Origin of the sequence: Achromobacter sp. Root83, from assembly GCF_001428845.1 — a bacterium.
In the GTDB taxonomy this organism is placed as follows: domain Bacteria; phylum Pseudomonadota; class Gammaproteobacteria; order Burkholderiales; family Burkholderiaceae_B; genus Achromobacter.
The window spans coordinates 231,320-255,179 of the sequence record NZ_LMIU01000022.1 but is presented as its reverse complement, the minus strand read 5'-3'; the positions used below and the strand labels follow the sequence as shown (position 1 = coordinate 255,179).

At 67.5% G+C, this 23,860-nt stretch carries 22 protein-coding genes; 10 read left to right on the top strand and 12 right to left on the bottom strand.

Annotation, left to right across the window (positions count from 1 at the left end; translation table 11 throughout):
* Nucleotides 1-37 precede the first annotated feature (37 nt).
* The gene (locus ASE30_RS16905; RefSeq protein ID WP_057285434.1) at nt 38-754 is read right to left on the bottom strand and encodes a PAS domain S-box protein; all 717 of its coding nucleotides are present in this window, start codon (nt 752-754) and stop codon (nt 38-40) included.
* 350 nt (nt 755-1,104) lie between these two features.
* Here ASE30_RS16905 and ASE30_RS16900 point away from each other — a divergent pair, with 350 nt between their 5' ends.
* Nucleotides 1,105-4,275: an autotransporter domain-containing protein gene (locus ASE30_RS16900; protein WP_057285433.1), complete on the top strand. Its 3,171-nt coding sequence runs from the start codon at nt 1,105-1,107 to the stop codon at nt 4,273-4,275.
* A gap of 115 nt (nt 4,276-4,390) precedes the next feature.
* Here the strand turns inward: ASE30_RS16900 and ASE30_RS16895 are convergent, their stop codons facing one another.
* Genes ASE30_RS16895 through ASE30_RS16880 form a run of 4 tightly spaced genes read right to left on the bottom strand, consistent with a single transcriptional unit; the run spans nt 4,391 to nt 8,543 of the window.
* Nucleotides 4,391-5,701: an MFS transporter gene (locus ASE30_RS16895; protein ID WP_057285432.1), complete on the bottom strand. Its 1,311-nt coding sequence runs from the start codon at nt 5,699-5,701 to the stop codon at nt 4,391-4,393.
* A 26-nt stretch (nt 5,702-5,727) separates the two neighbouring features.
* A complete protein-coding gene (gene dgoD, locus ASE30_RS16890; RefSeq protein WP_056559450.1) occupies nt 5,728-6,876 on the bottom strand; it encodes a galactonate dehydratase in 1,149 nt (382 codons plus the stop codon).
* Complete coding sequence (locus ASE30_RS16885) at nt 6,873-7,526, bottom strand: 2-dehydro-3-deoxy-6-phosphogalactonate aldolase (protein WP_057285431.1); 654 nt, start codon at nt 7,524-7,526, stop codon at nt 6,873-6,875. The genes dgoD and ASE30_RS16885 overlap by 4 nt, the downstream gene beginning before the upstream one ends.
* 9 nt (nt 7,527-7,535) lie before the next feature.
* A complete protein-coding gene (locus tag ASE30_RS16880) occupies nt 7,536-8,543 on the bottom strand; it encodes a 2-dehydro-3-deoxygalactonokinase (protein WP_057285430.1) in 1,008 nt (335 codons plus the stop codon).
* Nucleotides 8,544-8,867: 324 nt separating this feature from the next.
* On the opposite strand from ASE30_RS16880, the gene ASE30_RS16875 reads away from it, so the two are divergent.
* Nucleotides 8,868-9,689, top strand: a complete 822-nt coding sequence (locus ASE30_RS16875; protein ID WP_057285917.1) for an IclR family transcriptional regulator — start codon at nt 8,868-8,870, stop codon at nt 9,687-9,689.
* A 57-nt stretch (nt 9,690-9,746) separates the two neighbouring features.
* Here ASE30_RS16875 and ASE30_RS16870 read toward each other — a convergent pair whose 3' ends face one another.
* Nucleotides 9,747-10,697: a LysR family transcriptional regulator gene (locus ASE30_RS16870; protein WP_057285429.1), complete on the bottom strand. Its 951-nt coding sequence runs from the start codon at nt 10,695-10,697 to the stop codon at nt 9,747-9,749.
* A gap of 93 nt (nt 10,698-10,790) precedes the next feature.
* On the opposite strand from ASE30_RS16870, the gene ASE30_RS16865 reads away from it, so the two are divergent.
* The 7 genes from ASE30_RS16865 (at nt 10,791) to ASE30_RS16835 (ending at nt 18,594) form a co-directional block, all read left to right on the top strand.
* Nucleotides 10,791-12,266, top strand: a complete 1,476-nt coding sequence (locus ASE30_RS16865; RefSeq protein WP_057285428.1) for an aldehyde dehydrogenase — start codon at nt 10,791-10,793, stop codon at nt 12,264-12,266.
* Nucleotides 12,267-12,272: 6 nt separating this feature from the next.
* Complete coding sequence (locus ASE30_RS16860) at nt 12,273-13,295, top strand: NAD(P)-dependent oxidoreductase (protein WP_057285427.1); 1,023 nt, start codon at nt 12,273-12,275, stop codon at nt 13,293-13,295.
* A gap of 181 nt (nt 13,296-13,476) precedes the next feature.
* Nucleotides 13,477-14,451 carry a tripartite tricarboxylate transporter substrate binding protein gene (locus tag ASE30_RS16855; protein ID WP_057285426.1) on the top strand — a complete coding sequence of 325 codons (975 nt, stop codon included), beginning with the start codon at nt 13,477-13,479 and terminating at the stop codon, nt 14,449-14,451.
* Nucleotides 14,452-14,489: 38 nt separating this feature from the next.
* Nucleotides 14,490-15,167, top strand: a complete 678-nt coding sequence (locus tag ASE30_RS16850; protein WP_057285425.1) for an RraA family protein — start codon at nt 14,490-14,492, stop codon at nt 15,165-15,167.
* Entirely contained in the window at nt 15,164-16,129 is a 966-nt protein-coding gene (locus ASE30_RS16845; RefSeq protein ID WP_057285424.1) for a 2-hydroxyacid dehydrogenase, read from the top strand. Before ASE30_RS16850 ends, ASE30_RS16845 begins: the two co-directional genes overlap by 4 nt.
* Nucleotides 16,126-17,547 (top strand): FAD-binding oxidoreductase, encoded by a 1,422-nt coding sequence (locus tag ASE30_RS16840; protein WP_082601617.1) that lies wholly within the window; start codon nt 16,126-16,128, stop codon nt 17,545-17,547. The genes ASE30_RS16845 and ASE30_RS16840 overlap by 4 nt, the downstream gene beginning before the upstream one ends.
* 87 nt (nt 17,548-17,634) lie before the next feature.
* Nucleotides 17,635-18,594, top strand: coding sequence for a tripartite tricarboxylate transporter substrate binding protein (locus tag ASE30_RS16835; RefSeq protein WP_057285423.1), 960 nt, complete (start codon nt 17,635-17,637; stop codon nt 18,592-18,594).
* Nucleotides 18,595-18,607: 13 nt separating this feature from the next.
* On the opposite strand, the gene ASE30_RS16830 is transcribed toward ASE30_RS16835, so the two are convergent.
* The 4 genes from ASE30_RS16830 to ASE30_RS16815 form a co-directional block, all read right to left on the bottom strand.
* Nucleotides 18,608-19,231 carry a glutathione S-transferase family protein gene (locus ASE30_RS16830; RefSeq protein ID WP_057285422.1) on the bottom strand — a complete coding sequence of 208 codons (624 nt, stop codon included), beginning with the start codon at nt 19,229-19,231 and terminating at the stop codon, nt 18,608-18,610.
* Between the two features lie 17 nt (nt 19,232-19,248).
* Complete coding sequence (ampD, locus tag ASE30_RS16825) at nt 19,249-19,827, bottom strand: 1,6-anhydro-N-acetylmuramyl-L-alanine amidase AmpD (protein WP_057285915.1); 579 nt, start codon at nt 19,825-19,827, stop codon at nt 19,249-19,251.
* Nucleotides 19,828-19,928: 101 nt separating this feature from the next.
* Entirely contained in the window at nt 19,929-20,201 is a 273-nt protein-coding gene (locus ASE30_RS29030; protein ID WP_057285421.1) for a PP0621 family protein, read from the bottom strand.
* A 1-nt stretch (nt 20,202) separates the two neighbouring features.
* Complete coding sequence (locus ASE30_RS16815; protein WP_057285420.1) at nt 20,203-21,045, bottom strand: inner membrane protein YpjD; 843 nt, start codon at nt 21,043-21,045, stop codon at nt 20,203-20,205.
* Nucleotides 21,046-21,151: 106 nt separating this feature from the next.
* Here ASE30_RS16815 and ffh point away from each other — a divergent pair, with 106 nt between their 5' ends.
* The gene (gene ffh / locus ASE30_RS16810) at nt 21,152-22,558 is read left to right on the top strand and encodes a signal recognition particle protein (protein ID WP_057285419.1); all 1,407 of its coding nucleotides are present in this window, start codon (nt 21,152-21,154) and stop codon (nt 22,556-22,558) included.
* A gap of 259 nt (nt 22,559-22,817) precedes the next feature.
* Here the strand turns inward: ffh and lysM are convergent, their stop codons facing one another.
* A complete protein-coding gene (gene lysM / locus ASE30_RS16805) occupies nt 22,818-23,264 on the bottom strand; it encodes a peptidoglycan-binding protein LysM (RefSeq protein ID WP_057285418.1) in 447 nt (148 codons plus the stop codon).
* A 384-nt stretch (nt 23,265-23,648) separates the two neighbouring features.
* Nucleotides 23,649-23,849 carry a sulfur carrier protein ThiS gene (gene thiS / locus ASE30_RS16800; protein ID WP_057285417.1) on the bottom strand — a complete coding sequence of 67 codons (201 nt, stop codon included), beginning with the start codon at nt 23,847-23,849 and terminating at the stop codon, nt 23,649-23,651.
* Between the last annotated feature and the right edge of the window lie 11 nt (nt 23,850-23,860).

Genomic DNA, 23,860 nt, shown 5'->3' with positions numbered 1-23,860 from the left:
CCTAGCAGGCCGTACGCCGCGGGCCTGCGCAGCGCATCTACGCCGCGCGGGGCGATTCGCCTTGTTTTCTGAGTTCGATGGGATCGTAGAACCGATAGCCCATGCCTCTGAGCGTCGCCACGGGCAACTGGCGGTCGCAGGCCTGTTCGACCTTGCGGCGCAGCCGGCGCATCTGGGTATCGAGGCTGCGCCGGTCGTAGGTCCAATAATCCTTTCCCAGCGCCTCCACGATTTCCTTACGGCTGGCGCCCTTGTCGCGGGTGGCCAGCGTGGCCAGGACGGTGTAGTCCTGGTGCGACAAGGGAATGGGAGGCTCGCCGGGGGGCACCAGGCTGGGCGGCGAACTGCATAGCTGCCACGGTGATACCTGCCCTGGCGCCGTGTCCGCTTCCGTTTCCGCCGAAGGCGCCTGCCTGTCGGTGACGTCGCGCGCGACGGCGACACGTATTTTTCTTTCCGGGTACCAGCGCGCCGACCACATGATGCGGACGACCCGGCCATCCTTGCGCACGTAGCGATTTTCGAAATCGTATTGGAGCTTGCCACCCATGAGCCGCTCAACGGCGGCCAACGTCGCGGCGCGGTCGGGCTCGTAGATCAAGTCCATCATCTGGCGCCCGGCCATCTCTTCGGGGGTATAGCCAAAGATCTGTTCGCAGGCGCCTGTCACCGATAGGAAGGTGCCGGATTCATTCACGACGCAGACCGCGTCCAAAAGCATCGGCATCAAGTCGGCGGGCGGCGGGGCGGACATGAGAATTCCTGTATGGCGGGGGTGACCAGTAAAACCGTACTGGTCTTACCGTCGGCAAGTGTAACCAAAGTTCCCCTTCCGGTAGCAATTTTGTGAAACCTCGCCGTTACGTTTCGAGTCGGCGTTGGCGCGCGGCTGCACCCGAGTGGCAGTCATAAAAATGCAATCAATAACGCGTCCGCACGGCGGGCCTGAACCCCGTGTTTGGCGCTCAGCTTTGCTCAGCTTCAGAGGAATTCAAAAACCTATACTCCACGTCGCCGCAGGCCGAGGGATGGAGAAAAGCGCGGCCGACTGCGCCAGTTGGCCCACGCTGAACACTCGGCAGACTGCTAACCGGAATCCCAAGAATGAACCCCAAGCGCCTGTCCCGCAGCATTCCCTTCTTTCCCCTGCGTCCGCTGTCCGCGGCAATCGCCATCGCGGCGGCATGGGGCCTCGGATCGCAACCCGCCGCCGCCGCGACGATCACTTGGGTCGGCGGAGGGCTGAATCTATGGAGCGACGCCGCGAACTGGGGCGGCACCGTGCCCGGAATCGCCGACGACGTCTTGATTCCCACGGGCACCGTCGAACTGGACGGCGTCCAGAGCGCGGGATCGCTGATGCTGGGCGACACCGGCCCCGCCGCGCTGATTTTCCGGCCGGGTGGCGGACTGACCACCACCAGCTTCGTGGTGGGCAATGCCGCGGGCTCCGGCGGGACGGCAGCCCTGGGCACGCTCGGCGGCGGCAATGTCTGGAACACGATGGGTGGAACGATAGGCAAAGGCGCCGGCAGCTCGGGCGCGATCTCCATCACGGGCTTGGGCAACCGGCTTGAGTCGCTGGGCGGGCTGTTCGTCGGCGACCTGGGCACCGGCTCGCTGACGATCCACGACCAGGGCGTGGTGCAGGCTGCCATGCTGGCGGTCGGCAGCAGTGGCGATGCCGTGGGCGAAGTGATCGTGTCGGACGCGGGCTCGACCTTGCAGGCGACCCGGCTGCTGATCGGCGGCGACCAATCCGCCGCGCCCAGCACCACCGCGCGCGGCTCGGTGAACGTGATGGCCGGCGCAACGCTGCTTGCCACCGAGATCGTGCTGGGCGACACCGCCCGGTCTACGGGCTCCCTGCTGATCGATGGCGCGGGGTCGAGCGTCGATGCGGGGTTGGCGGTGGTGGTGGGCCGTAACGGCATGGGTTCGGTCATCGCCGGCAACACCGGCACCATTCAAAGCGGCGGCCTCGTTGTCGGTGACCAGGCAGGCTCCTCCGGCATCGTGATGTTGGTGAACGCAGGCACCTCCTGGACCAGTTCCGGGCCGGTCATGGTGGGCAATCTGGGCCAAGGCACGTTGGCCATCGCGGAAGGGGCGACGCTGAGCGGCACGTCCGGTTTCGTGGGGGCGGATGCCGGCCCGGATAGCACGGCGAACATCGCCGGGGCCGGATCTTCCTGGATCAACAGCGGCATTTTCGTCGTCGGGGACAAGAGCGGCGCGCGCGGCGGCGTGGCCATCCTGAACGGCGGCCACCTGTCCAGCCTGGACGGAACGTTGGGCCGGCAAGCCGGTTCCTACGGAAACATGACGATCGCGGGCAGCGGGTCCAGCTGGAAATCCACGGGCCCTGTCACCGTGGGCGGGGCTGGCGAAGGCCGGGCCATCGTGGCGTTCGGCGGTACGTTGAGCGCAAGTGAAGTCGTGATTGCAGACGCCGCCGGCTCCAAAGGGGGGCTCGTCGTGGGCGCGCCCGAGGGCTTCGGAGCGGCGCCTGGGGGCACGCTGGACACGCCGGTGCTGCGGTTCGGCGCGGGCGACGGCGAGCTGCTCTTCAATTTCGTCGGGCCTGCCCTGACGTTCGGCGGCAGCATTGAAGGCAACGGCCGGGTCAACCTCATGTCTGGTGATGTGATTCTTACCGGCAACAGCAGCAACGCCGGTATGACGACCGTGTCGGGCGGTTCGCTCAAGGTGAATGGCGCGCTGGCCGGTCCCGTCAGCGTGGGCGCTGGCGCCATGCTGGGCGGCTCGGGCTCGGTGGGTTCCACGACCCTGGCCGCTGGTTCCACCCTTAGCCCGGGCAATTCCATCGGTACGCTGACCGTCAATGGCGACCTGACCTTCGCGCCCGGGTCGAACTACCACGTCGAGGCCGCGCCGGGTTCGGCGGACAGCGACCGCGTGGTGGTGAACGGCACCGCGCGCCTGGCCGGTTCCGTGCTGCACGTGGGGCCCGACGGCAACTTCGCGCCCAATGTCAGTTACAACATCCTGCACGCCAATGCGGTCCAGGGCCAGTTCGACAGCGTGACCTCGAACTACGCGTTCCTGGATCCCCGCTTGTCCTACACCGCCACCGACGTGTCGCTGGGCCTGCTGCAGACGCGCGCCTTTCCCACGGGCGCCAACACGCCCAACCAGCGCGCCGTGGCCGGCGCCCTGGAAAGCCTGGGCAACGACAGCGCGCTGCGTCAGTATGTGGCCACGCTGGCGCAGGGCCAGACCGAAGACGCCTTCGACAGCCTGTCTGGCGAAGTCCATGCCAGCGTGACCAACACCTTGCTTCAGGGCGCGGCGCAGGTCCGCGCCACGCCCCTGGCCAAGCTGCGCGCGAATCTTCAGGCCGGTGCGCTGCCCGGCGCTCCCACTGCCGCGTCGGGCGTTTCCGATGCGCCGGTTTCCGCGTCGCAACTGCCCGTCTCCGGCGCCTTGCCGGCCTGGGCCGAGGTCGTGGGCAATTGGCAAACCATCGATGGCGACGGCAACGCCGCGCGCATCCGTCAGCACGTTGGCGGATTGTTCATGGGCGCCGATCGCCCGGTGGGTCCTGGCTGGCGTGTCGGGGGCGCGGTGGGGTTCACCGATAGCAAGGCCCGTGTGGACGATCGGTCTTCACAGGCGGACGTGGGCAGCTACAGCGCGCTGGTCTATGGCGGAAAGTCGTTTGCTTCCGGCCCCGGCGCCTGGCAGTTCCTGACCGGCGCCGGCTACACCTGGCACGACATTTCCACGCGGCGCTACGCCGACAGCCAGACCGCCGCGCTGACGGCGGACTACGGCGCCAGCACCAGCCAGATCTTCACCGAACTGTCCTATGCCTGGAAACTGGCCGAACGCACCACGCTGGAGCCGTTCGCGGGTCTGGCCTGGAGCGATCTGCGCACCCGGGGCTTTTCGGAAAGCGGCGGCGATGCGGCCTTGTCCGGTGAGTCCGGCAGCACGCAACAGACGCACTCCACCCTGGGCCTGCGCGCCGCGCAGGGGTTCGACGCCGCGGGCCGTCAGGGCCGGGTCTACGGCACCGTGGGCTGGCGCCACGTGTTCGGCGACGTGAAACCCGAGTCGGTCCTGGCGTTCGATGCCGGGCAAGCCTTCACCGTGGCTGGCGCACCCATCGGGCGCGATGCGGCAGTGCTGGAACTGGGCGCGGAAGTGGCGATCGGCCGCTCGGCCTCGCTGGGCCTGGGCTATTCCGGGCAATACGCCAGCGGCAGCCGCGAACACTCGGCCAACGTCAACATGCGCTGGCAGTTCTGATGCGCTGACCGCCGCGAAAGGCATGCTGGCTGCGCCGCGGCCCGATGCAACAAGGGCGTCCATCCGGACGCCCTTGTTGTTCATGCCTTGAACGGGGTTTCAGCGTGCAGGCGCTTCAGGCCTCTATCCGTTCCACCTTGCCCACCAGCAGGATGTACGACAGCGCGCCCAGCAAGGCCAGCGACGACACGTACACGATGGCGGGGGCGAAGCTGTCCTTGGACACCAGGAAGCCGATGACGATGGGTGTGCAGATCGACGACAGGTTGCCGACGAAGTTGAACACGCCGCCGGTCAGGCCCAAGAGGCGCACCGGCGCCAGCGTGGATACGAGCGACCACGTGATCGACGCCAGCCCGTTGCCGAAGAACGCCACGGCCAGGAAGAAGATGACCCAGGGCGTCGAGTCCGTGAAGTTGGCGCCGATCATGGACGTGGAGATCAAGAGGCCCAGGATGATGGGCAGCTTGCGAGCCACGCCCACGGTGGCGCCGCGGCGGATCAGGAAGTCGGACAGCACGCCCGAACACTGCACGCCGACGAAAGCGGCCAGGAAGGGCACGGACGCCAGGAAGCCGGATTTGATGAAGTCCATGCCGCGGTACTTGACCAGGTAGGTGGGGAACCAGGTCAGGAAGAACCATAGCGTGGACGTCAGGCAGAACTGGCCCAGGTACACGCCCCAGAGCTTGCGCTTGGACATGACCAGGCCCAGGTCGTTCCAGTTGAAGGGGGCCTTCTTTTCCCGGACTCGCTTGTCCAGGTCGACCACGCCGCCGCCTTGCTGGATCAGCTCGATTTCGGCGGCATTGGCGCCCTTGAACTGACGCGGTTCGCGGTAGATCATGAACCACAGCACGCCCCAGACGATGCCGAGCAAACCGGTGCTGACGAACACCATGTGCCAGCCGTAGTGGTGCTGCAGCCAGGCCAGCACCGGCGTCAGGAACGCCAGGCCGACGAACTGGCCGGAGGTATAGAAGCCGATGGCGGTGGCCCGTTCGCGTTCCGGGAACCAGGTGGTGACGACGCGGTTGTTGATGGGATAGGCCGGGGCCTCCAGCGCGCCCACGGCCAGGCGCAGCACGAACAGGATGACGAAGCTGCCGGCAAAGCCCATGAAAAAGGTGGCCGCCGACCACAGGATCAGCGCGGCGGCATACAGCACGCGGGGAGACACGCGGTCCACCAGCCAGCCGCCGGGAATCTGCATGGCGGCATACGTCCAGCCGAAGGCCGACAGGATCAGGCCTTCATGCCAGGTGTCCAGGCCGAACTCGTCCTTCAGGGCGGGCGCGGCGATGGACAGATTGCTGCGGTCCAGGTAGTTGATGACGACGGTGATGAACAGCATCACCATGATGATGTAGCGGCTGCGGGTGGGCCGCTGGGCGCTTTGCAGGCCCGCGTGGGTGGCGGTGGACAATGGGGTCTCCTCTCTCTTTTATCGGCTTACCACTCGGCGAAGCTGCCGTCGGCGTGGCGCCAGATGGGGTTGCGCCAGCGGTGGCCCACGGCCGCGCGTTCCTTGACGTATTCCTCGTTCACCTCGATGCCCAGGCCCGGGCCTTGCGGAATCGCGACCATGCCGTCCTCGTAGGCGAAGACCTCGCGGTTGCTGACGTAGTCCAGCAGGTCGTTGGCGGCGTTGTAGTGGATGCCCAGGCTTTGTTCCTGGATGAAGGCGTTGTAGCAGCCGGCGTCGATCTGCAGGCAGGTGGCCAGGGCGATGGGGCCCAGCGGGCAGTGCAGGGCCAGGGCCACGTCATAGGCCTCGGCCATGGCGGCGATCTTGCGGGTCTCGGTGATGCCGCCGGCGTGCGACGGATCCGGCTGGATGATGTCCACGTAGCCTTCGGACAGCACGCGCTTGAAGTCCCAGCGCGAGAACAGGCGTTCGCCCAGCGCGATGGGCGTGGACGTCAGCGGGGCCAGTTCCTTCAGCGCTTCGTAGTGTTCGCTCAGCACGGGTTCTTCGATGAACATGAGCTTGAACGGGTCCAGCTCTTTCATCAGCACCTTGGCCATGGGCTTGTGGACGCGGCCGTGGAAGTCCACGCCGATGCCCACATTGGGGCCGACGGCGTCGCGCACGGCGGCCACGTTCTCCAGGCATTTTTCAACCTTGTCGAACGAGTCGATGTACTGCAGCTCTTCGGTGCCGTTCATCTTCACGGCGGTGAAGCCGCGTTCCACGGCGCTCTTGGCGGCCGCGGCGGTGTCGGCCGGCCGGTCGCCGCCGATCCACGAATACACACGGATGCGGTCGCGCACATTGCCGCCCAACAACTGCGACACGGGCACGCCCAGGTGCTTGCCCTTGATGTCCCACAGCGCCTGGTCGATGCCGGCCAGCGCGCTCATGTGGATGGCGCCGCCGCGATAGAAGCCGCCACGGTACAGCACCGTCCAGTGGTCTTCGATGTTGCGGGGGTCCTTGCCGATCAGATAGTCGGACAGTTCCTCGACGGCAGCCGCCACTGAATGCGCGCGGCCTTCGACGACGGGTTCGCCCCAGCCGACGATGCCCTCGTCCGTTTCGATCTTCAGGAAGCACCACCGGGGCGGCACGATGTAGGTAGTGAGCTTGGTGATCTTCATGCTTGGGTCTCCTGGGCGGGATAGGCGCGTTGCCAGGCGGCGACGAATGCGCGCGCGTTCTGGCCGGTTTCTTCGGCGGACAGGCCGGGTTTGTACAAGGCGGAGCCCAGGCCGAAGCCGCTGGCGCCCGCCTGGGCGTAAGTGGAAAGGTTGTCGGGCGTGATGCCGCCCACGGGGACCAGTGCGATCGGCGGACGCATCACGGCGCGCCAGGCCTTCAGCACGACGGGGCCCAGTTGTTCGGCGGGGAACATCTTCAGCACGTCGGCGCCGGCGGCCAGCGCGGCGAAGGCTTCGGTGGGCGTGGCTACGCCGGGGCAGGACGCCATGCCCAGCTTCTTGGCGGCGCGGATCACGGCGGGGTCGCTGTGCGGCATGACGATGAGTTCGCCGCCTGCCTGCTGGACGCGCGCGCAGTCATCGGGATTCAACACGGTGCCCGCGCCGATCAGGCAGTCGGTGGGCAGGGCCGCGCGCATGGCGCGGATGCTGTCCAGCGGATCGGGCGAATTCAGCGGCACTTCGATCAGGCGAAAGCCGGCGTCGTAGAGCGCCTGGCCGACGGGTTCGGCCTCGGCGGGCGTGATGCCGCGCAGGATGGCGATCAGGCCGCAGTGGGCCATGGCGGTTTGCAGACCGGGATGGTTCATGAAGAGTTCCTAAGCGGAGATCGGGGTGGGGGAGGCGACTAGCCCGCCGCAGACGGCCAGGTGCCACAGGCCGCGCTCGGTGGCGTTCTGCGCCTGTTCGGGCGTGCCCAGGCCGTAATGGCGCATGGCCAGGATGTAGCGCTGGCACAGCGCGGGGTCGCCGCAAAGCACGATGCGGGGCAGTTCGCCCTGCTGGCGCAGCATGTCGGCAAGGGCGGCGATTTCATGGCCGATCAGCAGGCCGGACAGGTAGTCGGCCTGCGATTGGGGCGCAAGTTCTCCCGTCAAGCCCAGTGCGCGGGTGCTGAAGATGGTGGACAGCACGCCCGCGCGGCCGGCCGGGGCGCCGGCGACATTGACGCCGCGCTCGAAGGCGGCCATGTCGGCGCTGGTGGCGTCCGCCATGGTGCGGCCCAGAATGGTGTGGCCGCGCAGCGCGGCGTAGACCTCGCCGGTCATGAAGGTGTCGAAGTGGGTGACGCGGCCGCGGCGGGCGTTGACCCATTTGGAATGCGTGCCGGGCAGGCCGATCAGCACGCTATCGGCATTGCCGCCGGTCTGGTCGAACATCACGCCGAAGACCTGGGTTTCTTCGCCGCGCATCACGTTGGGCAGGCCGTGCCGCTGGATCAGGCCGGGCACGATGTGGACCGGGGTGGCGCCGTCGCGGTCCACCACCGTCAGCAGGGTGCCGATGCGTTCCAGGTCCACGGGCACGTCCAGGTAGGCGGCTTCTTTCCAGCCCTGGGCGCTGCCGACCATGCCGCAGGCGATCACGGGCAGGGCGGGTTCGGCGCGCAGCCAGTCGCCGCAGGCCTGATCGAAGGCCAGGTCGAAGCCGGACAGCGCGGCGGTGGCGGCGCCGTCCTGCAAGGGCTGGGGCAAGCGCATGATGCCCCAGGGCAGATGGCGGGCGTCGAGCGTGCGGCCCGCGGCGTCCATCCTGTACGCGCGTAGCGAAGAGGTGCCCCAGTCCAGCGCGATAAGCGCCGCGCGGGCGGGCGATCCGGTAGTCATCAGAGTCTGTCTCGTCTCTGGCCGCGTAGCCTGCGGGCGGCGCTGCGCCATGAGGGCGGCGGGCGGGCAGGGTTCGCGGACCTTGTTGTCTGAAGCCCGCCGCGCGTGTCGGGGCGCGCTGCGGGCGGTGCGAAAAATTCTAGATCAGCGCTTGAAAAATCTCAAAATATAGAATTAAATCCCACATACAGGGAATGATCCGATGCGGCCAGTTAGCGGACGCATACCGGATCCGACCCTGGGAATCCCCCCTATTTCCACGCATTCCGGGCCGACGGCGCCGGGTATGCTTGCGCTTCTTCCCGCCGCCCCAGCTTGATCTTCATGACCGCCGCCTCCCTGACTTCCGACCCGCTGTCCGTCCTGGACCCCGATTCCGCCGCGCCCGCCGGCACGCAGACGCTGATGCGCGGCCTGGCCGTCGTGCAGGCCGTGGCCGACGGCGCGCGCGACCTGAAAGAGATCTGCGCGCGCATCGGCGTGGCGCGCAGCACCACGCACCGGCTGGCCAGTTGCCTGGTGCAGGAACGCTATCTGCGCGCCTTGCCGGGCGTGGGTTATGTGCTGGGGCCGAAGCTGATCGAACTGGGTTTCCAGGCGCGCGAGGCCTTCCCGATGGCGACCTTGGCGCGCCCCTATCTGGACAGCCTGGCCGATTTGACGGGCGACACCATCCACCTGGCCGTGCGCGACAACAACGAGGTGCTTTACCTGGAGAAGATCCCGGGCAAAAAAGGCCTGGAGATGCGTTCGCGCGTGGGGCACCGCATGCCACTCGCCGCGACGGGCGTGGGCAAGGCGCTGCTGCTGGATACCGAAGAGCCGCAATGGAAGACGCTGCATCGCATCGGCGCGCCGGTGTCGTCGCGCACGCCGGGCGGGCAGCAAAGCTGGGAGGCGTTCCGCGACCGCATGCGTGACTATGCCGCGCACGGTTATGCGTTCGACCTGGAAGACAACGAACCCTCGATACGCTGCGTGGCGGCGCCGGTGCGGGACGCGTCCAGCGGCATCGTGGCCGCGATCAGCGTGTCCAGCACGGTGCCCTACATGTCGCTGGAACGCATGCGAGAGATGGTCGCCGTCGTGCAGGGCGCGGCGGCGGGCATTTCGGCGGAACTGGGGTGGAAGGTGGACCGCGCCTGACGGTTGGCGTCTGACTGTTGGCGCTTGGCCCTAGGGTGCTTGGCCGCGCGCGTCGCGCTAGCCGGCGGGCGGAAGCGGCGGCAGGCTCAGCAGCCGCGGCTGGATCGCGGTAATGGCCATTTCAAGCTGCGCGACCAAAGCCTGCGCCGCCGGCGACAGCGAGCGGTCGCGCCGGTGCAGAAGACCGATGTAGCGGCGGGCCGAGGCGTCCCCCAACGGCGTGCAGCACAGGCCGGTCAGGTTCAGTTCCGGCAAGGCCAGGCGGGGCAGCACGCTCACGCCCAGGCCCTGGCGCACCATGCCGGCCGCGGTGCCCATGTGCGTCACGTCGTAGCGCAGCGCGGTGGCGGGCGCGCCGACCTCGTCGCGCACGGCGCGGTCGAACTGCTGGCGCGCGTTCGACCCCTGCGACAGCAGGATCAGGTCGTAGCGCAATACGTCGCGCCAGTGCAGCGTTCCCGGCCCTTCGCCCAGCGGGTGGCCGGCGGGATAGACGGCACAGAAGCAATCCTCGCCTAACTGCGTGAACGTCAGGTCGGACGCCGGTTCGGCCTGCGCGGCCATCGCGAATTCGATCTGGTTGGTGCGCAGCATGGCCACCAGCTCGTCGTTGTGCGCCTCCACCACGCGCACCTTCAGGGCCGGATGCGCCTGGCGCAGCGCGCCGATCGCAGCGGGCAGCAGGCTCAGCGCGGTCGAGGGCAGGGCGCCCAGCGCCACATTGCCGCGCCGCACCGCGGCCAGGTCCGCCAGGCTGCGATAGGCCTCTTCCAGATCGGCGATGGGGCGCTGCACGCGCGAGTAGAAATCCTGTCCCGCGGAGGTCAGGCTGATGCTGCGCGTGGTGCGCTCGAACAGCCGCAGGCCCAGCACTTCTTCCAGATCCTGGATCAATGCCGTGAACGACGGCTGGGTCACGCCGAGCTGGTTGGCCGCGTGGGTAAATGAGCCCGTGTCCACCGCCAGCAGGAAGGCCTTGAGCGGCCGATACTTGATATTGATAGCCATGGACTAAGAATATTAGATAAATATCTATTTGTGTCTAATAATTGACCGGCCGATGATGACGTCTACCGAAGCCCTTCCGGATTCAAAGACGTTATGGACGCATCAAGCCACAAGCCCTTCCGGCTGGGCGCCAACTGGCGCCTGAGCCAAGACGGCGACGCCGTCATCACCTCCATCAACCCTGCCGACGGCAGCATTGCCGGCATCGTCACGCGCGCCTTGCCGCAGGACGTGGACACGGCGGTCGCCATCGCCTGGGACGCCTTCCACAACCAGCCCTGGCGCAAGCTGCGCCCCGACCTGCGCGCGGGGACGCTGTACGAGATCGGGCGGCGACTGTCGGCCGAGCGCGAGCCCCTGGCGCGGCTGCAGATGCAGGACAGCGGCAAGCCGTGGAAGGAATGCCTGAACATGGTCGACAGCGCGGCCGGGCATTTCCGCTATTACGCCGCGGTCTGCGAGACCTGGCAGAACGAGATGACGTCGCCGCGCGGCGAGTACTTCTCGATGGCGCTGTCCGAGCCTTTCGGCGTGATCGCGGCCATCACGCCGTGGAACTCGCCCATCATGAACGAAGCCCAGAAGGCCGCGCCGGCGCTTGCGGCCGGCAACGCGGTGCTGATCAAACCGTCCGAGGAAACGCCGCAACTGGCCCTGGAACTGGCCCGCATCTGCGGCGAAGCCGGGCTGCCCGAGGGCCTGCTGACCGTGCTGCCCGGCCACGGCGAAGACGTGGGCGCCGCGCTGGTCAAGCATCCCGGCGTGCGCATGGTGTCGTTCACCGGCGGCACCGATACCGGACGCGCCATCGGCGGCATCGCTGGCCAGCGCCTGATCCCGGTGGGATTGGAACTGGGCGGCAAGTCGCCCCATATCGTGTTCGACGATGCCGACCTGGATCGCGCCGTGGCCGGCGTGGTGTCGGGCATCTTCGGCTCGGCCGGCCAGAGCTGCGTGGCGGGTTCGCGGCTGTTCGTGCAGAAGTCCATCTACAAGCGCTTCATGGACGCGCTGGTGGAACGCACGCGGCAGGTGCGCGTCGGCCTGCCTGATGATCCGGCTACGCAGATGGGTCCGCTGGTGTCGCGCGCGCATCGCGACAAGGTCGCGGGCTATGTGGACATCGGCCGCGCCGAAGGCGGCCGCGTGCTGGCGGGCGGCGCCGCGCCCACGCAGGCTGAACTGGCCAAGGGCTGGTTCTACATGCCCACGGTGATCGACGGCCTGGGCAACCAGGCGCGGGTCTGCCAGGAAGAGATCTTCGGACCCGTGCTGGTGGCGCTGCCGTTCGACGACGAGGACGACGTGATCCTCCAGGCCAACGACACGGCCTTCGGCCTGGCCGCCGGCATGTGGACCGGCGACTACGCCCGGGCCTGGCGCGTGGCCCGCGAGATCGAGGCCGGCTCCATCTGGATCAATACCTACAAGCAATCGCATATCGCCACCCCGTTCGGCGGCTTCAAGGCCAGCGGCATCGGGCGCGAGAAGGGCCTGCACGGACTGCGCCTCTACAGCCAGGTCAAGAGCCTGTACTGGGGCATGCACGACAAACCCATGGGACTTTGAACAAACATGACGACTGAAAAGAAAGGCGCGGCGCTGTCGCTGGCCGATTCCCGCATCCTGATCGCTGGCGCTGCCAGCCTGGTGGGTTCGCACACCGCGGACGCCTTGCTGGCGGCTGGCGCGAAGGAAGTGATCCTGCTGGATAACTTCGCGTTCGGCACGCCCGAAGCCATTGCCCACCTGCAGGACAACCCGCGCGTGAAAGTGGTGCGCGGCGACCTGATGCGCCTGCCCGACCTGCTGGCGGCGACCGAAGGCGTGGACGGCGTGCTGCATCTGGCCGCCTACATGACGCTGGGCTTTTCCCAGACGCCGTGGCAGGCGGTGGACGTGAACGTCCGTGGCGCGCAGAACATGCTTGAAGCCTGCCGCGCCAACAAGGTGAAGAAGATCGTCTTTGCCTCGTCCAATGCCGTTTACGGCTATGGCACCGGCATCGCCGGCGCGCTGGTCGAGAACGGCCCCTTCCATTCGGTGGGCGCGCCTCCGGCCGCCATTCTGTATGGCGCATCTAAGATCATGGGCGAGCAACTCTGCCGCCAGTACTACCAGAAGTCCGGGCTGGACTACGTGGTGCTGCGTTATTCCACGGTCTACGGAGAACGGCAGCACTATCGCGCGGCCAACTCGCTGTACATCATGGAAACCTATGACCGCGTGCGCAAGGGCGAGCGCCCCGTGCTGCCCGGCGACGGCACCGACACCAAGCACTTCGTGCATGTCTCGGACGTGGCGCGCGCCAACGTGGCGGCATTCCAGAGCGCGGCGACCGACGTGGCGGTGAACGTGTCCGGCCCCGCGCCCATCACCACCGGCGAACTGGTGCGCCTGGTGCTCGACTACTGCAAGAGCGACCTGCAGCCCGAGATCAAGCCGGATCCTCCCGGCACGGTGCGCCTGACCTCCGGCGGCGCGTTCCATATTCCGCACGACCTGGCCGGCCAGCATATCGGCTGGCAGCCGACGGTGACCATGAGCGAAGGCGTGACCCGGCTGCTGGCCTGGCGCGAAGCGCAGGAAGCGGGTTAAGCCCGGACCGGCCGGGACCGCGCAAGCGGTGCCGGCCCCACGGCGCCGCAGGGCGCCGGACGGCAAGCAGTGAAGGCAGCAGTGAAAGGCATCGCGGATCCGCACCCGAAGAAAGCGGACCCGATGCACACACGTTTACGTGCGTCGAAAGTCGATACAACAACACAGAGGAGACAGGACAATGAAGAAGCGCAATTGCATTGCCGGCGTGTTCATCGCCATGGGACTGGCGCTGGGCGGGGGCGCGGCCCTGGCCGCGGGCTATCCCGACAAACCCGTGACGCTGGTCGTGCCCTATCCGCCGGGCGGCGCTACGGACGTCATCGCGCGCCTGATCGCGGAAAAGCTGCCGGCGGCGTGGGGGCAGCAGGTCATCGTCAACAACCGGCCGGGCGCGGGAACCACCGTGGCCGCCGAAGCGGTGGCGCGTTCGCCCGGCGACGGCTACACGCTCTACATGACGACGGCGGCGCACACCATCAGCGCCAGCCTGTACAAGAAGCTGAACTACGACCCGCTGAAGGACTTCGCGCCGCTGACGCTGACATCCACCATTCCGTTGGTGCTGGTGACCGCGCCGTCGCTGCCGGTCAAGAATCTGGACGAGCTGATTGCGTACGCCAAGGCGTCGCCGCAGGGGCTGAGCATGGCGTCCACCGGCAACGGCACGCCTCAGCACCTGACGGGCGAACTGTTCAAGGCCAAGGCGGGCCTGAACCTGGTGCACGTGCCGTACCGTGGCGACGCGCCCATGCTGACCGACCTGATCGGCGGCCAGGTGCAGATGGCATTCGTCACGCTGTCGGCGGCGCTGCCCCACATTCAGTCGGGCAAGCTCAAGGCCATCGCGCTGGCGCATCCGCGCCGGGTGGAGGCCATCGCTCAGGTGCCCACGATGGCCGAGGCCGGAATGAAGCAGTTCGAAGCGGCGACGTGGTTCGGGCTGTTCGCGCCGTCCAGCATGCCCGCCGACCTGCGCGAGAAAATCTACACCGATGTCGCCAAGATCGTGGCCACGCCGGAAATGACCAAGAAGCTGCAAGACATGGGCGGTGATGTGAACAACAGCTCGCCCCAGCAGTTCCAGGCCTTCATCAACGACGAAGCTCAACGCTGGGCAGAGGGCGTAAAGCTCTCGGGCGCGCAGATCGACTGACCGGCCGCACGGGCCAATCCGACGGGAGACCACGCACTATGAGCAACACCGATCAAGACCTGCTGGCGCGCTGCGCCGCCATCGGGACCAGCACCTGGGCCGACGCCATGGACACGCTGGGCATTGCCGGCGTCGTGCAGGGCATCGCCCGGCGCGGCGGCCAGGGCCGCATCGCCGGCTTCGCCGTCACCGCCCGCCACGTATGGGGCGGGCTGGGCGATTTCGACCGCTCCGAATTCGCGGTGGGGCGGCTGGTGGCCGCCACCGGCCCCGGAAAGGTGCTGATGGTGGATGCGGGCGGGACCTGCATTTCCACCTTTGGCGGCATCGCCTCGCTGGCGGCTTCGCGGCGCCAGGCCACCGCGGTGGTCATCGACGGCGCCTGCCGCGACGTCGATGAAATCCAGGCGACCGGGCTGTGGCTTGCCAGCCGCCACGTCACGCCGTTGACGGGCAAGACGCGGCTGCGCCTGCAGGCCATGGGCGAGCCCGTGGTCATCGGCGGCGTGCCGGTGGCCGAGGGAGACCTCGTGGTCGGCGACGACACGGGCCTGGTGGTGGTGCCGCGCGCGCGGCTCGATGAGGTGCTGGCCGCGGCGCGGGAAGCCCTGGACGTCGACGAGCGCGTGGAAAAGGGCATACGCGACGGCCTGTCGTTCGCCGATGCGGCCGCCGCCGCGAACTACATCCCCGCCAGCCCTGGAGACCGGGCGTGACGGCTTCTTATGATGTCGTGCAGGTGGCGTCGCTGGGCGCCGACTTCGATCAGCGACTGGCGGCGCGCTACCGGGTCCTGCCGGCCTGGCGCGAGCCTCGGGGCCTCGCCGCGTTCGGCGGCGAACTGCAAGGCCTGCGCGTTGCCGTGACTTCGGTGCGCCATGGTTTTACGCAATCCATGTTCGATGCGCTGCCCGCCCTGCAGGCCGTCTGCAGTTGGGGCGTGGGCCACGACACCCTGGACCTGCGCGCGGCCGCCGCGCGCGGCATCGGCGTCAGCGTCACGCCCGACGTGCTGGACGATTGCGTGGCCGATCTGGCCTGGGCGCTGATGCTGTCGGCGGCGCGGCGCACGGCCGTGGGCGACCGCTACGTGAAGACGGGCCAGTGGCGGGCGCTGGGGCAGTTTCCAGTGGCCACCAAAGTATCGAGCAAGCGGCTGGGAATTCTGGGGCTGGGCCGCATCGGCGAGGCCATCGCCCGGCGAGCCGCGGGCTTCGATATGCAAGTGCGTTACCACAGCCGCAGCCCCAGGCCGCAGGCGCCTTACGGTTACGAGGCCTCGCTGGTGGACCTGGCCGCGTGGTCCGATTTTCTGGTGGTGGCTTGCGTTGGGGGCGCGGCGACCCGGCATTTGGTGAATGCGCCGGTCATCCGCGCGCTGGGGCCGCAAGGCATCCTGGTCAACATCGCGCGCGGAAGCGTCGTGGACCAGGCCGCCGCGCTGGCCGCGCTGCGTTCCGGAGAACTGGGCGGCGCCGGCCTGGACGTGCTGGAGCAGGAACCCACGCCGGCCGTCGAATTCGCCGGTCTGGACCAGGTGTCGCTGATGCCTCATGTGGGCAGCGCCACGCGCGAGACCCGGGCCGCCATGGCGGAACTGGTGCTGGACAACGTGAACGAGTTCATGCGCTCGGGCAGGCTGCTGACGCCGGTGGCGGCGCGGGAGATGCAGGCGTGACGCGGGCCGGGCTGCTGGGGGACCTGATCGCCTGCCTTGGCCAGGCGCATGTGCTGACCGGCGCCGATGCCGAGCCTTACCTGACCGACTGGCGCCAGGCCGTCACCGGCCGCGCGCTGGCGGTGCTGCGGCCCGCTGATAGCGACGAGGTGGCGCGGGTGATGCGCGTGTGCGCCGCCGCCGGCGTGCCGGTGGTGCCGCAGGGCGGCAATACCGGCCAGGTGGCGGCCGCCACGCCCGATGCCAGCGCGTCGGCCGTGGTGCTGTCGCTGCTGCGCATGAACCGGGTGCGCGCCGTGGACCTGGACAACGACACCATCACGGTCGAAGCCGGCTGCGTGCTGCAGGCCGTCCAGGAAGCGGCGGCCCAGGCCGGCCGGCTGTTTCCGCTGTCATTAGGGGCGGAAGGCAGTTGCACCATCGGCGGCAACCTGGCGACCAACGCGGGCGGCACGCAGGTGCTGCGCTACGGCAACGCGCGCGAGCTTGCGCTGGGCCTGGAAGTCGTCACGCCGCAAGGCCGGATCTGGCACGGGCTGCGCGGCCTGCGCAAGGACAACACCGGCTACGACCTGCGCGATGTCTACATCGGCAGCGAGGGCACGCTGGGCATCATCACTGCCGCGGTGCTCAAGCTCTTTCCCTTGCCGCGCACGCAACGCACCGCGTTGCTCGCGGTGCCTGGATTGCCCCAGGCGCTGCAATTGCTGCAGCGTGCCCGCGCCGGCTTTGGCGCGGGGCTGACCGCCTTCGAGGTCATGTCGCTTGCGTGCCTGCAGGACGTGACGCGGGCGTTTCCGCAGCAACGCCTGCCGTTCGCCGAACTGCCCGAGGGCGCCTGGTGCGCGTTGCTGGAAATATCGGACAGCGAGGACGAGCAGCATGCGCAGGAGCGGCTGGAGGCCGTTCTGTCGGCCGCCATGGAGGCGGGCGAGGCGCTGGATGCGGCGGTCTCGGTGTCGGGCGCGCAAAGCGCCGCCTTCTGGCATCTGCGCGAGAGCATTACGCTGGCGCTGGCGCGGGCCGAGGCCTGTGTCAAGCACGATATCTCGCTGCCCGCGTCGCGGATCCCCGATTTCGTACGGTGCACGGACGAGGCGCTGGCCGCCGCGTATCCCGGCGTGGCCATGCGCGTATTCGGCCATCTGGGCGACGGCAATCTTCACTACAACCTGCTGCCTCCTGCTGGCGCGCCGCAAGCGGACATCCAGCGGCTGGTGCATGACCGCGTGCACGAGGCCGGCGGATCCATCAGCGCCGAGCAGGGCATCGGCCAGCGCCGCGTGCAGGACCTGCAGCGCTACAAGAGCGAGGTGGAGCTGGACCTGATGCGGCGGATCAAGCAGGCCCTGGACCCGCAGGGGCTGATGAACCCTGGCAAGGTGCTGCCGGCAAGCCCGGCCGGCGCCTTGCCGTAATACGCCGCGCCGCGAGCCTCGCGCGGCGGGCACTTTTTCTTAGATGGCCGCTTGGCCGGACCACACCAAAAGCCTGGAGACAAAAAAATGTTTGTATCGTGCAAGACCATCGCGCGCGCCGCGCTGTCCGTCGCGGGCCTTTGCGCCGCGTTGCCCGCCTGGGCGTGGCCGGACCGGCCCATCGAACTGGTTGTCGGCTTTGCGCCGGGAGGCGGCACGGACCTTACGGCCCGTTCGCTGGCGGTCTTCCTGGAAAAAGAGCTGGGCACGACCGTCGTGGTGCAGAACAAGCCGGGCGCTTCGAGCGCGATTGCGCTGTCGTACGTGGCGCGCGCCAAGCCGGACGGCTACACGCTGGCCATGACGAACATGCCCGGTCTGGTGTCCTTGCCGATCGAGCGCAAGGCGGGTTTCACGGGAAGCGATTTCACCTACCTGGCCAACCTGGTGCGCGACCCCAGCGCATTCAGCGTGGCCAGCGACAGTCCGTACCAGACCTTGGAGGCGCTGATTGCCGCGGCCAAGGAAAAGCCCGGCGCGGTGAGCTATGGGTCTACGGGCGTCGGCACCGACGACCATCTGGCGCTGGTGTTGTTCCAGGCCCAGACAGGCACGAAGCTGAACCACGTGCCGTACAACGGCGCGGGGCCGTTGCGCAGCTCGGTGCTGGGCGGGCACACCGTCATCGGCGGCCTGAACATGGGAGAGGTCATGCCCTACCACGGCAAGAACATGCGGGTGCTGGCGCAGGCCAGCGAAAAGCGTTCGCCGCTGGGGCCGGACGTGCCCACGTTCAAGGAACTGGGCGTGAACCTGGTATTTGCCTCGGAGCGCGGCATCGTCGCGCCCAAGGACCTGCCCGCCGATGTGTCCGAGAAGCTGCGCGGCGCGCTGGGCAAGGTTGCCGCCAACCCGGAATTCCAGGCCCAGATGAAGCAGCAGTTCACCGAAATGGACTACGTGGACGGACCGCAATGGCAGGACCGCCTGAAGGACGATGATGCCCGCCTGCGCCAGATCTGGGCGCAGACGCCCTGGGTGGAGTAGCCCCGCCGGCGTCTTATTCCAGCGGCAGCGTCAGCACGCCCTGCGGAGCGGGGCGCATCATGACGCGGCGGTACCAGGCCGACAGCGCGGGCGTATCCGGACGCGCTATCGGCAGGGCCAGCCAGCGGTGCGCGGCGCTGACCAGGGCGATGTCGCCCATCGTCAGGTGGCGGCCGGCGATGAACTCGCGGCCTTGCAAGGCCTGGTCCAGGATCAGCGCGCGCGCATTCGACCGCTTGACGGAGTTTTCGATGGCGGCGTGGTCGCGCTTGTCTTCGGGCGTGCGGATCAGGCCCAGGAATGCCGGACCCATGGCGGGCTGCCATTCGGTCGCCTGCCAGTCCATCCAGCGGTCGGCGTCGGCGCGCAGGCAGACGTCCTCGGGCCAGAGCGTGCCCACGCCATAGCGCGCGGCCAGGTAGCGCACGATGGCGTTGGATTCCCACAGCACGAAGCCGCCGTCGTCGATGACGGGGACGAGGCGGTTGGGATTGAGCTTGGCGGCGTAGTCGGCCGTGTCCACCACGCCAAACTTGCCACCGGCCTGGACAAAGGTGTGCGGCAGGGCCAGTTCGCGCACGGTCAGCATCACTTTCTGAACGTTGACGGAAGTCAGGCGTCCCCAGATCTTCAACATAGCCAATCCTTTAAGTGTCAGACGGGCGGCAACTGCCGCCGCGCAAAGCCGCTGTCGCGCGAAAAGCGCGTCCAGTTGAAAGCGGGGCCGGGGTCCGTCTTGCGGCCCGGCGCAATGTGTTCGTGTCCCCAGGCCGCGGCCAGGGGATAGCGCGTGCGCAGCAACGGCGCCAGCTTGCGCAGCGCCTGATATTGCTCGTCAGTGTAGGGCAGCGTGTCCGTGCCTTCCAGTTCGATGCCGATGGAAAAATCATTGCAGCGCTCGCGGCCGGCGAAGGCCGATACACCGGCATGCCAGGCGCGGCGCTCGGTGGACACGAACTGCAGGATGCGGCCTTCGCGGCGGATGAAGAAGTGCGCCGATACGCGCAGTCCGCGCAGGCGTTCCAGCCAGGGGTGCGAGGCGTGGTCCAGCGTATTCAGGAACAGCCCGGCGACCTCGGGGCCGCCGAATTGCCCGGGGGGCAGGCTGATGTTGTGCAGCACCAATAGCGACACCTGCGCGCCCGCGGGCCGCGCGTCGCAGTTGGGCGAGGGCAGAAGGGAAACGCCCGGAGCCGGCGCCAGCCAGCCATGTCGATCCAGAAGCAAGGCCATGGAAGAAAGCATGTGTGTTGATTCCGACATGCATTATGCCGTGCGCGGACGCAACGCCCTATCGGCGGGCGCACGCCCACGCCGGCCGGCGCAAAACCCGATCAGCGCTTGGCCGGACCCAGCCGCGCGTGTTCGGCGCTGCACCAGGTCTGGCCGTTCAGCAGCACGGCTTCGGAGCGCGGCAGGTGGATGCCGCAATGGGCGCAGCGCTCCATGGACTCCAGCGGTTTGGGCGGCGGGGGCTGCCCGCCGGCCTGCTTCTTGCCGTGGCCGGCTTGCGTGCCGGCCTGGCGCGCCGCGGCCATGCGGCCGGCGATGCGGGCCACGAACAGCACCAGGATGATCAGAACAATCCAGAACAGCAACTTGCCCACGTCAGCCTCGATGCAAAATCATTTCCAGCACGAACCGGCTGCCGGTGTAGGCCAGAATCAGGAAACCAAAGCCCGTCAGGGTCCAGCGTAGCGCGACGCGGCCGCGCCAGCCCCAGATGTGGCGGCCCGCCAGCAGCACGCCGAAGGTCAGCCAGGACAGCAGGGTGAAGACGGTTTTGTGGTCGAACGGCAGGATCTTGCCGGTCAGCTTCATGGACGCCACGGATCCCGACCCCACGGCCAGCGTCAGCACGATGAAGCCGATCCAGATGATGCGGAACAGCAGTTGTTCCTGCACCAGCAGCGGGGGCTGGGAGTCCAGCACGCGCCCGACGATGCTGCGCTCGGTGGGCGTGTCGAGAGGTCGGTGCAGGTGGCGGTCCAGCAGGGCCATCATCATGGCGTGCAGGGCGGCGATGGTGATCAGGCCGTAAGCCGCCAGGGCGATCAGCAGATGGACGCGCAGCCAGGGGTCGTCGGCGTGGGGCACGAACTGTCCCTGGGGGAACAGGGCGGCCAGTGCGCTGGCGGCGGCGGCGGCGGGCAGCAGCAGCAATTGCAGGCCGTCGATGCGGACCAGCAGGCTTTCCAGCCAGAAGACGACCATGCCCAGCCAGATGGCCGCGGACAGGGCAAGTGCCCACCCAATGAACAGATGATGGGCGCCCAGCATAGACTGTTGCAGCCCGATTCCATGGAGAACCAGGGCTCCCAGCAGGCACAGACGGGCAATTCTGCCTGTCTTTTCCACTTCCCCGGCGCCGGCCAGGCGGATCCAGAGCGACCCCCCGAGCACTGCGTACGCCAAGGCAGCCGCTGTGTGAAATACAATGCCTAGTGACATAGAAACCGTTGTCTGGATGGGGCCTTGGGGTGCATGTCACCCGAAAGCGCAGAATCCGCGCCTGCGGCCACCGTTCAATCAACTAGTTTAAGCGGAAACGCCTCTCATGCTCGATAACCTAACTCAACGCCTATCGCGCGTCGTCAAGACGCTGCGTGGGGAAGCCCGCCTGACAGAGGCCAACACCCAGGAGATGCTGCGCGAAGTGCGCATGGCGCTGCTGGAAGCCGACGTGGCGCTGCCCGTCGTGCGCGAGTTCGTCGCGCGGGTCAAGGAAAAGGCGCTGGGCGAAGAAGTCGCCGCCAGCCTCAGCCCCGGCCAGGCCCTGGTGGGCGTGGTCAGCAAGGAATTGACCGCGCTGATGGGCGGCGACCTGGGCGAAGGCGCCAATGAACTGTCGCTGGCCGTGCAGCCGCCCGCCGTCATCCTGATGGCAGGCCTTCAGGGCGCCGGCAAGACCACCACCACCGGCAAGCTGGCGCGCTGGCTGTCCGAAGGCCAGCATACGCAGCACGGCCGCAAGACCGGCAAGAAGAAAGTGCTGGTGGTGTCGGCTGACGTCTACCGTCCGGCCGCTATCGACCAATTGAAGAGCGTGGCGGCGCAGGTGGGCGTGGACTTCCTGCCGTCCGACCCCAGCCAGAAGCCCGAAGACATCGCGCGCGGCGCGATGGACCACGCCCGCCGCCATCACTATGACGTGCTGATCCTGGATACGGCCGGCCGGCTGGGCATCGACGAGGCCATGATGCGCGAGATCCGCGCGCTGCATGACCTGGTCAAGCCGGTGGAAACGCTGTTCGTGGTGGACGCCATGCAGGGCCAGGACGCGGTCAACACCGCGCGCGCCTTCGCGGATGCGCTGCCGCTGACGGGTGTGGTGCTGACCAAGCTGGACGGCGACGCCCGCGGCGGCGCGGCGCTGTCGGTGCGCCACGTCACGGGCAAGCCGCTCAAGTTCGTCGGCGTGTCGGAAAAGCTGGACGGCCTGGAGCCGTTCTACCCCGACCGCATGGCGCAGCGCGTGCTGGGCATGGGCGACATCGTTTCGCTTGTCGAACAAGCGCAAAAGAACATCGACATCGCCGAAGCGCAGAAGCTGGCCTCGAAGATCAAGTCGGGCAACAAGTTCGACTTGAACGACTTCCGCGACCAGCTCGGCCAGGTGAAGAAGCTGGGCGACATGGGTTCGCTGCTTGAAAAGCTGCCGGCCCAGTTCCAGCAGGCCGCGGGCCAACTGCAGGGCGGCCAGGCCGAAAAGCAGCTACGCCGCACCGAAGGCATCCTGAATTCCATGACGGCCGCCGAACGCGCCAAGCCCGAACTGATCAAGGCATCGCGCAAGCGCCGCATCGCGACCGGCTCCGGCGTGCCGGTGCAAGAGGTCAACCGCCTGCTGGCTCAGTTCGAGCAGATGCAGGGCATGATGAAGCAGATGAAGAAGGGCGGCATGGCGAAGATGATGCGCGCCATGGGTGGCATGAAAGGCCTTGGCCGCTTCGGAATGAAGTAAGGACCCCCACGCCGCACTCGCTGCGCTCGCTTGCTGCCCCCCGCGGGGGCTGCCCCGCCTTGGGACGGCCCGGCGGCGGGGCGGGCATTCTTGCGCGGGGCCGGTGCTTTAGCGGTGTAGGCGTATGCAGCGCTCGCCGCGCAAAAAATGGCCAGACGTTGCGTCTGGCCAAGTAATCGCGGCTGGCAGGGGGCGCCGTGCCGCGACACAAGCCGGAAAACGCATGGGTGTCCTCCGGGTTGTCTGAATCGGGTGCCGCTTACGACAGCGGCGGAATGCGCAGGACCTGGCCCGGGTAGATCTTGTCGGGGCTGGTCAGCATCGGCTTGTTGGCCTCGAAGATCAGCGTGTTCTTGGCGCCCTGGCCCGTGCCGTATTGCGCTTCGGCGATCTTCCACAGGTTGTCGCCCTTCTGCACCGTGTACATCTTGGCTTCGGGCGCGGCTTGCTTGACCTTCAACTGGTTGTCCACCGCGGCCACGCCCACGGTATTGCCCAGCGCCAGCGAGATCTTCTCGGCGTCTTCGGTGCTCAGCGCTTCGCCCGCCACCGTGACCTTGTCGCCGTCCACCGATATTTGCAGGCCATCCGCGTTCAGGCCGTGCTTATCCAACTCTTTCTTCAGTTCGTCCGCTGTCGCGGCCTTGGCCTCGCTGGCGCCGAAGAGCTTTTCGCCAACGTCTTTGATGAAATTGAGCAGACCCATAGTGTTTCCTTTATCGATGTTGCGGTGAGAAAACTAAGCGCTGTCAGGGCGCGCGGCCGTGAACATTTTTTTCACGATGTCCGCGATCGCCAAAAGATCCAGTCCCGCATTGCCTGCCGCGGCGGCGCCGATCATCGGCGCGAGCCAGTAGAACGCCAGCAGGAACGATTATGACTCGCACATTCGCCGTGCGACGAGGGGGTAACGTGTAACAGGTTGATAGCCTCTCGCCAGACTACGCAACATTGCCGGCCTCTTTGCAGGGCGTTTGTATCCGCGGGTTTAAGCCCTCTCGTGCGAGCGGCGGCATGCAAAAAGGGCCGCTGTGTCGGCGGCCCTTTTGCATGCGGTGCGATGGCGCGAAATCGCGCGTCGGATCGGGTTTCAGCCGCCGCCCACCGCGACCACGATTTCAACTTGATCGCCGTCCGTCAGCGCGGTTTGCGCATGCTGGCTCTTGGGCACGATTTCGCCGTTGCGTTCCACGGCTACGCGCTTGCCGGCATAGCCCAATGCTTCAAGCAGTTCATTCACCGTGGTGTCCAGCGGGAATTCACGTGCGTCTCCGTTCAGCGTGATGTGCATGGCGGGTCTCC

Bases quoted from the DNA above. Each gene is read 5' to 3' on its own strand.
- ASE30_RS16905 (WP_057285434.1), bottom strand. From the start codon at position 754: ATGTCCGCCCCGCCGCCCGCCGACTTGATGCCGATGCTTTTGGACGCG.
- ASE30_RS16900 (WP_057285433.1), top strand. From the start codon at position 1,105: ATGAACCCCAAGCGCCTGTCCCGCAGCATTCCCTTCTTTCCCCTGCGT.
- dgoD (WP_056559450.1), bottom strand. From the start codon at position 6,876: ATGAAGATCACCAAGCTCACTACCTACATCGTGCCGCCCCGGTGGTGC.
- ASE30_RS16885 (WP_057285431.1), bottom strand. From the start codon at position 7,526: ATGAACCATCCCGGTCTGCAAACCGCCATGGCCCACTGCGGCCTGATC.
- ASE30_RS16880 (WP_057285430.1), bottom strand. From the start codon at position 8,543: ATGACTACCGGATCGCCCGCCCGCGCGGCGCTTATCGCGCTGGACTGG.
- ASE30_RS16875 (WP_057285917.1), top strand. From the start codon at position 8,868: ATGACCGCCGCCTCCCTGACTTCCGACCCGCTGTCCGTCCTGGACCCC.
- ASE30_RS16870 (WP_057285429.1), bottom strand. From the start codon at position 10,697: ATGGCTATCAATATCAAGTATCGGCCGCTCAAGGCCTTCCTGCTGGCG.
- ASE30_RS16865 (WP_057285428.1), top strand. From the start codon at position 10,791: ATGGACGCATCAAGCCACAAGCCCTTCCGGCTGGGCGCCAACTGGCGC.
- ASE30_RS16860 (WP_057285427.1), top strand. From the start codon at position 12,273: ATGACGACTGAAAAGAAAGGCGCGGCGCTGTCGCTGGCCGATTCCCGC.
- ASE30_RS16855 (WP_057285426.1), top strand. From the start codon at position 13,477: ATGAAGAAGCGCAATTGCATTGCCGGCGTGTTCATCGCCATGGGACTG.
- ASE30_RS16850 (WP_057285425.1), top strand. From the start codon at position 14,490: ATGAGCAACACCGATCAAGACCTGCTGGCGCGCTGCGCCGCCATCGGG.
- ASE30_RS16835 (WP_057285423.1), top strand. From the start codon at position 17,635: ATGTTTGTATCGTGCAAGACCATCGCGCGCGCCGCGCTGTCCGTCGCG.
- ASE30_RS16830 (WP_057285422.1), bottom strand. From the start codon at position 19,231: ATGTTGAAGATCTGGGGACGCCTGACTTCCGTCAACGTTCAGAAAGTG.
- ampD (WP_057285915.1), bottom strand. From the start codon at position 19,827: ATGGCCTTGCTTCTGGATCGACATGGCTGGCTGGCGCCGGCTCCGGGC.
- ASE30_RS16815 (WP_057285420.1), bottom strand. From the start codon at position 21,045: ATGTCACTAGGCATTGTATTTCACACAGCGGCTGCCTTGGCGTACGCA.
- ffh (WP_057285419.1), top strand. From the start codon at position 21,152: ATGCTCGATAACCTAACTCAACGCCTATCGCGCGTCGTCAAGACGCTG.
- lysM (WP_057285418.1), bottom strand. From the start codon at position 23,264: ATGGGTCTGCTCAATTTCATCAAAGACGTTGGCGAAAAGCTCTTCGGC.
- thiS (WP_057285417.1), bottom strand. From the start codon at position 23,849: ATGCACATCACGCTGAACGGAGACGCACGTGAATTCCCGCTGGACACC.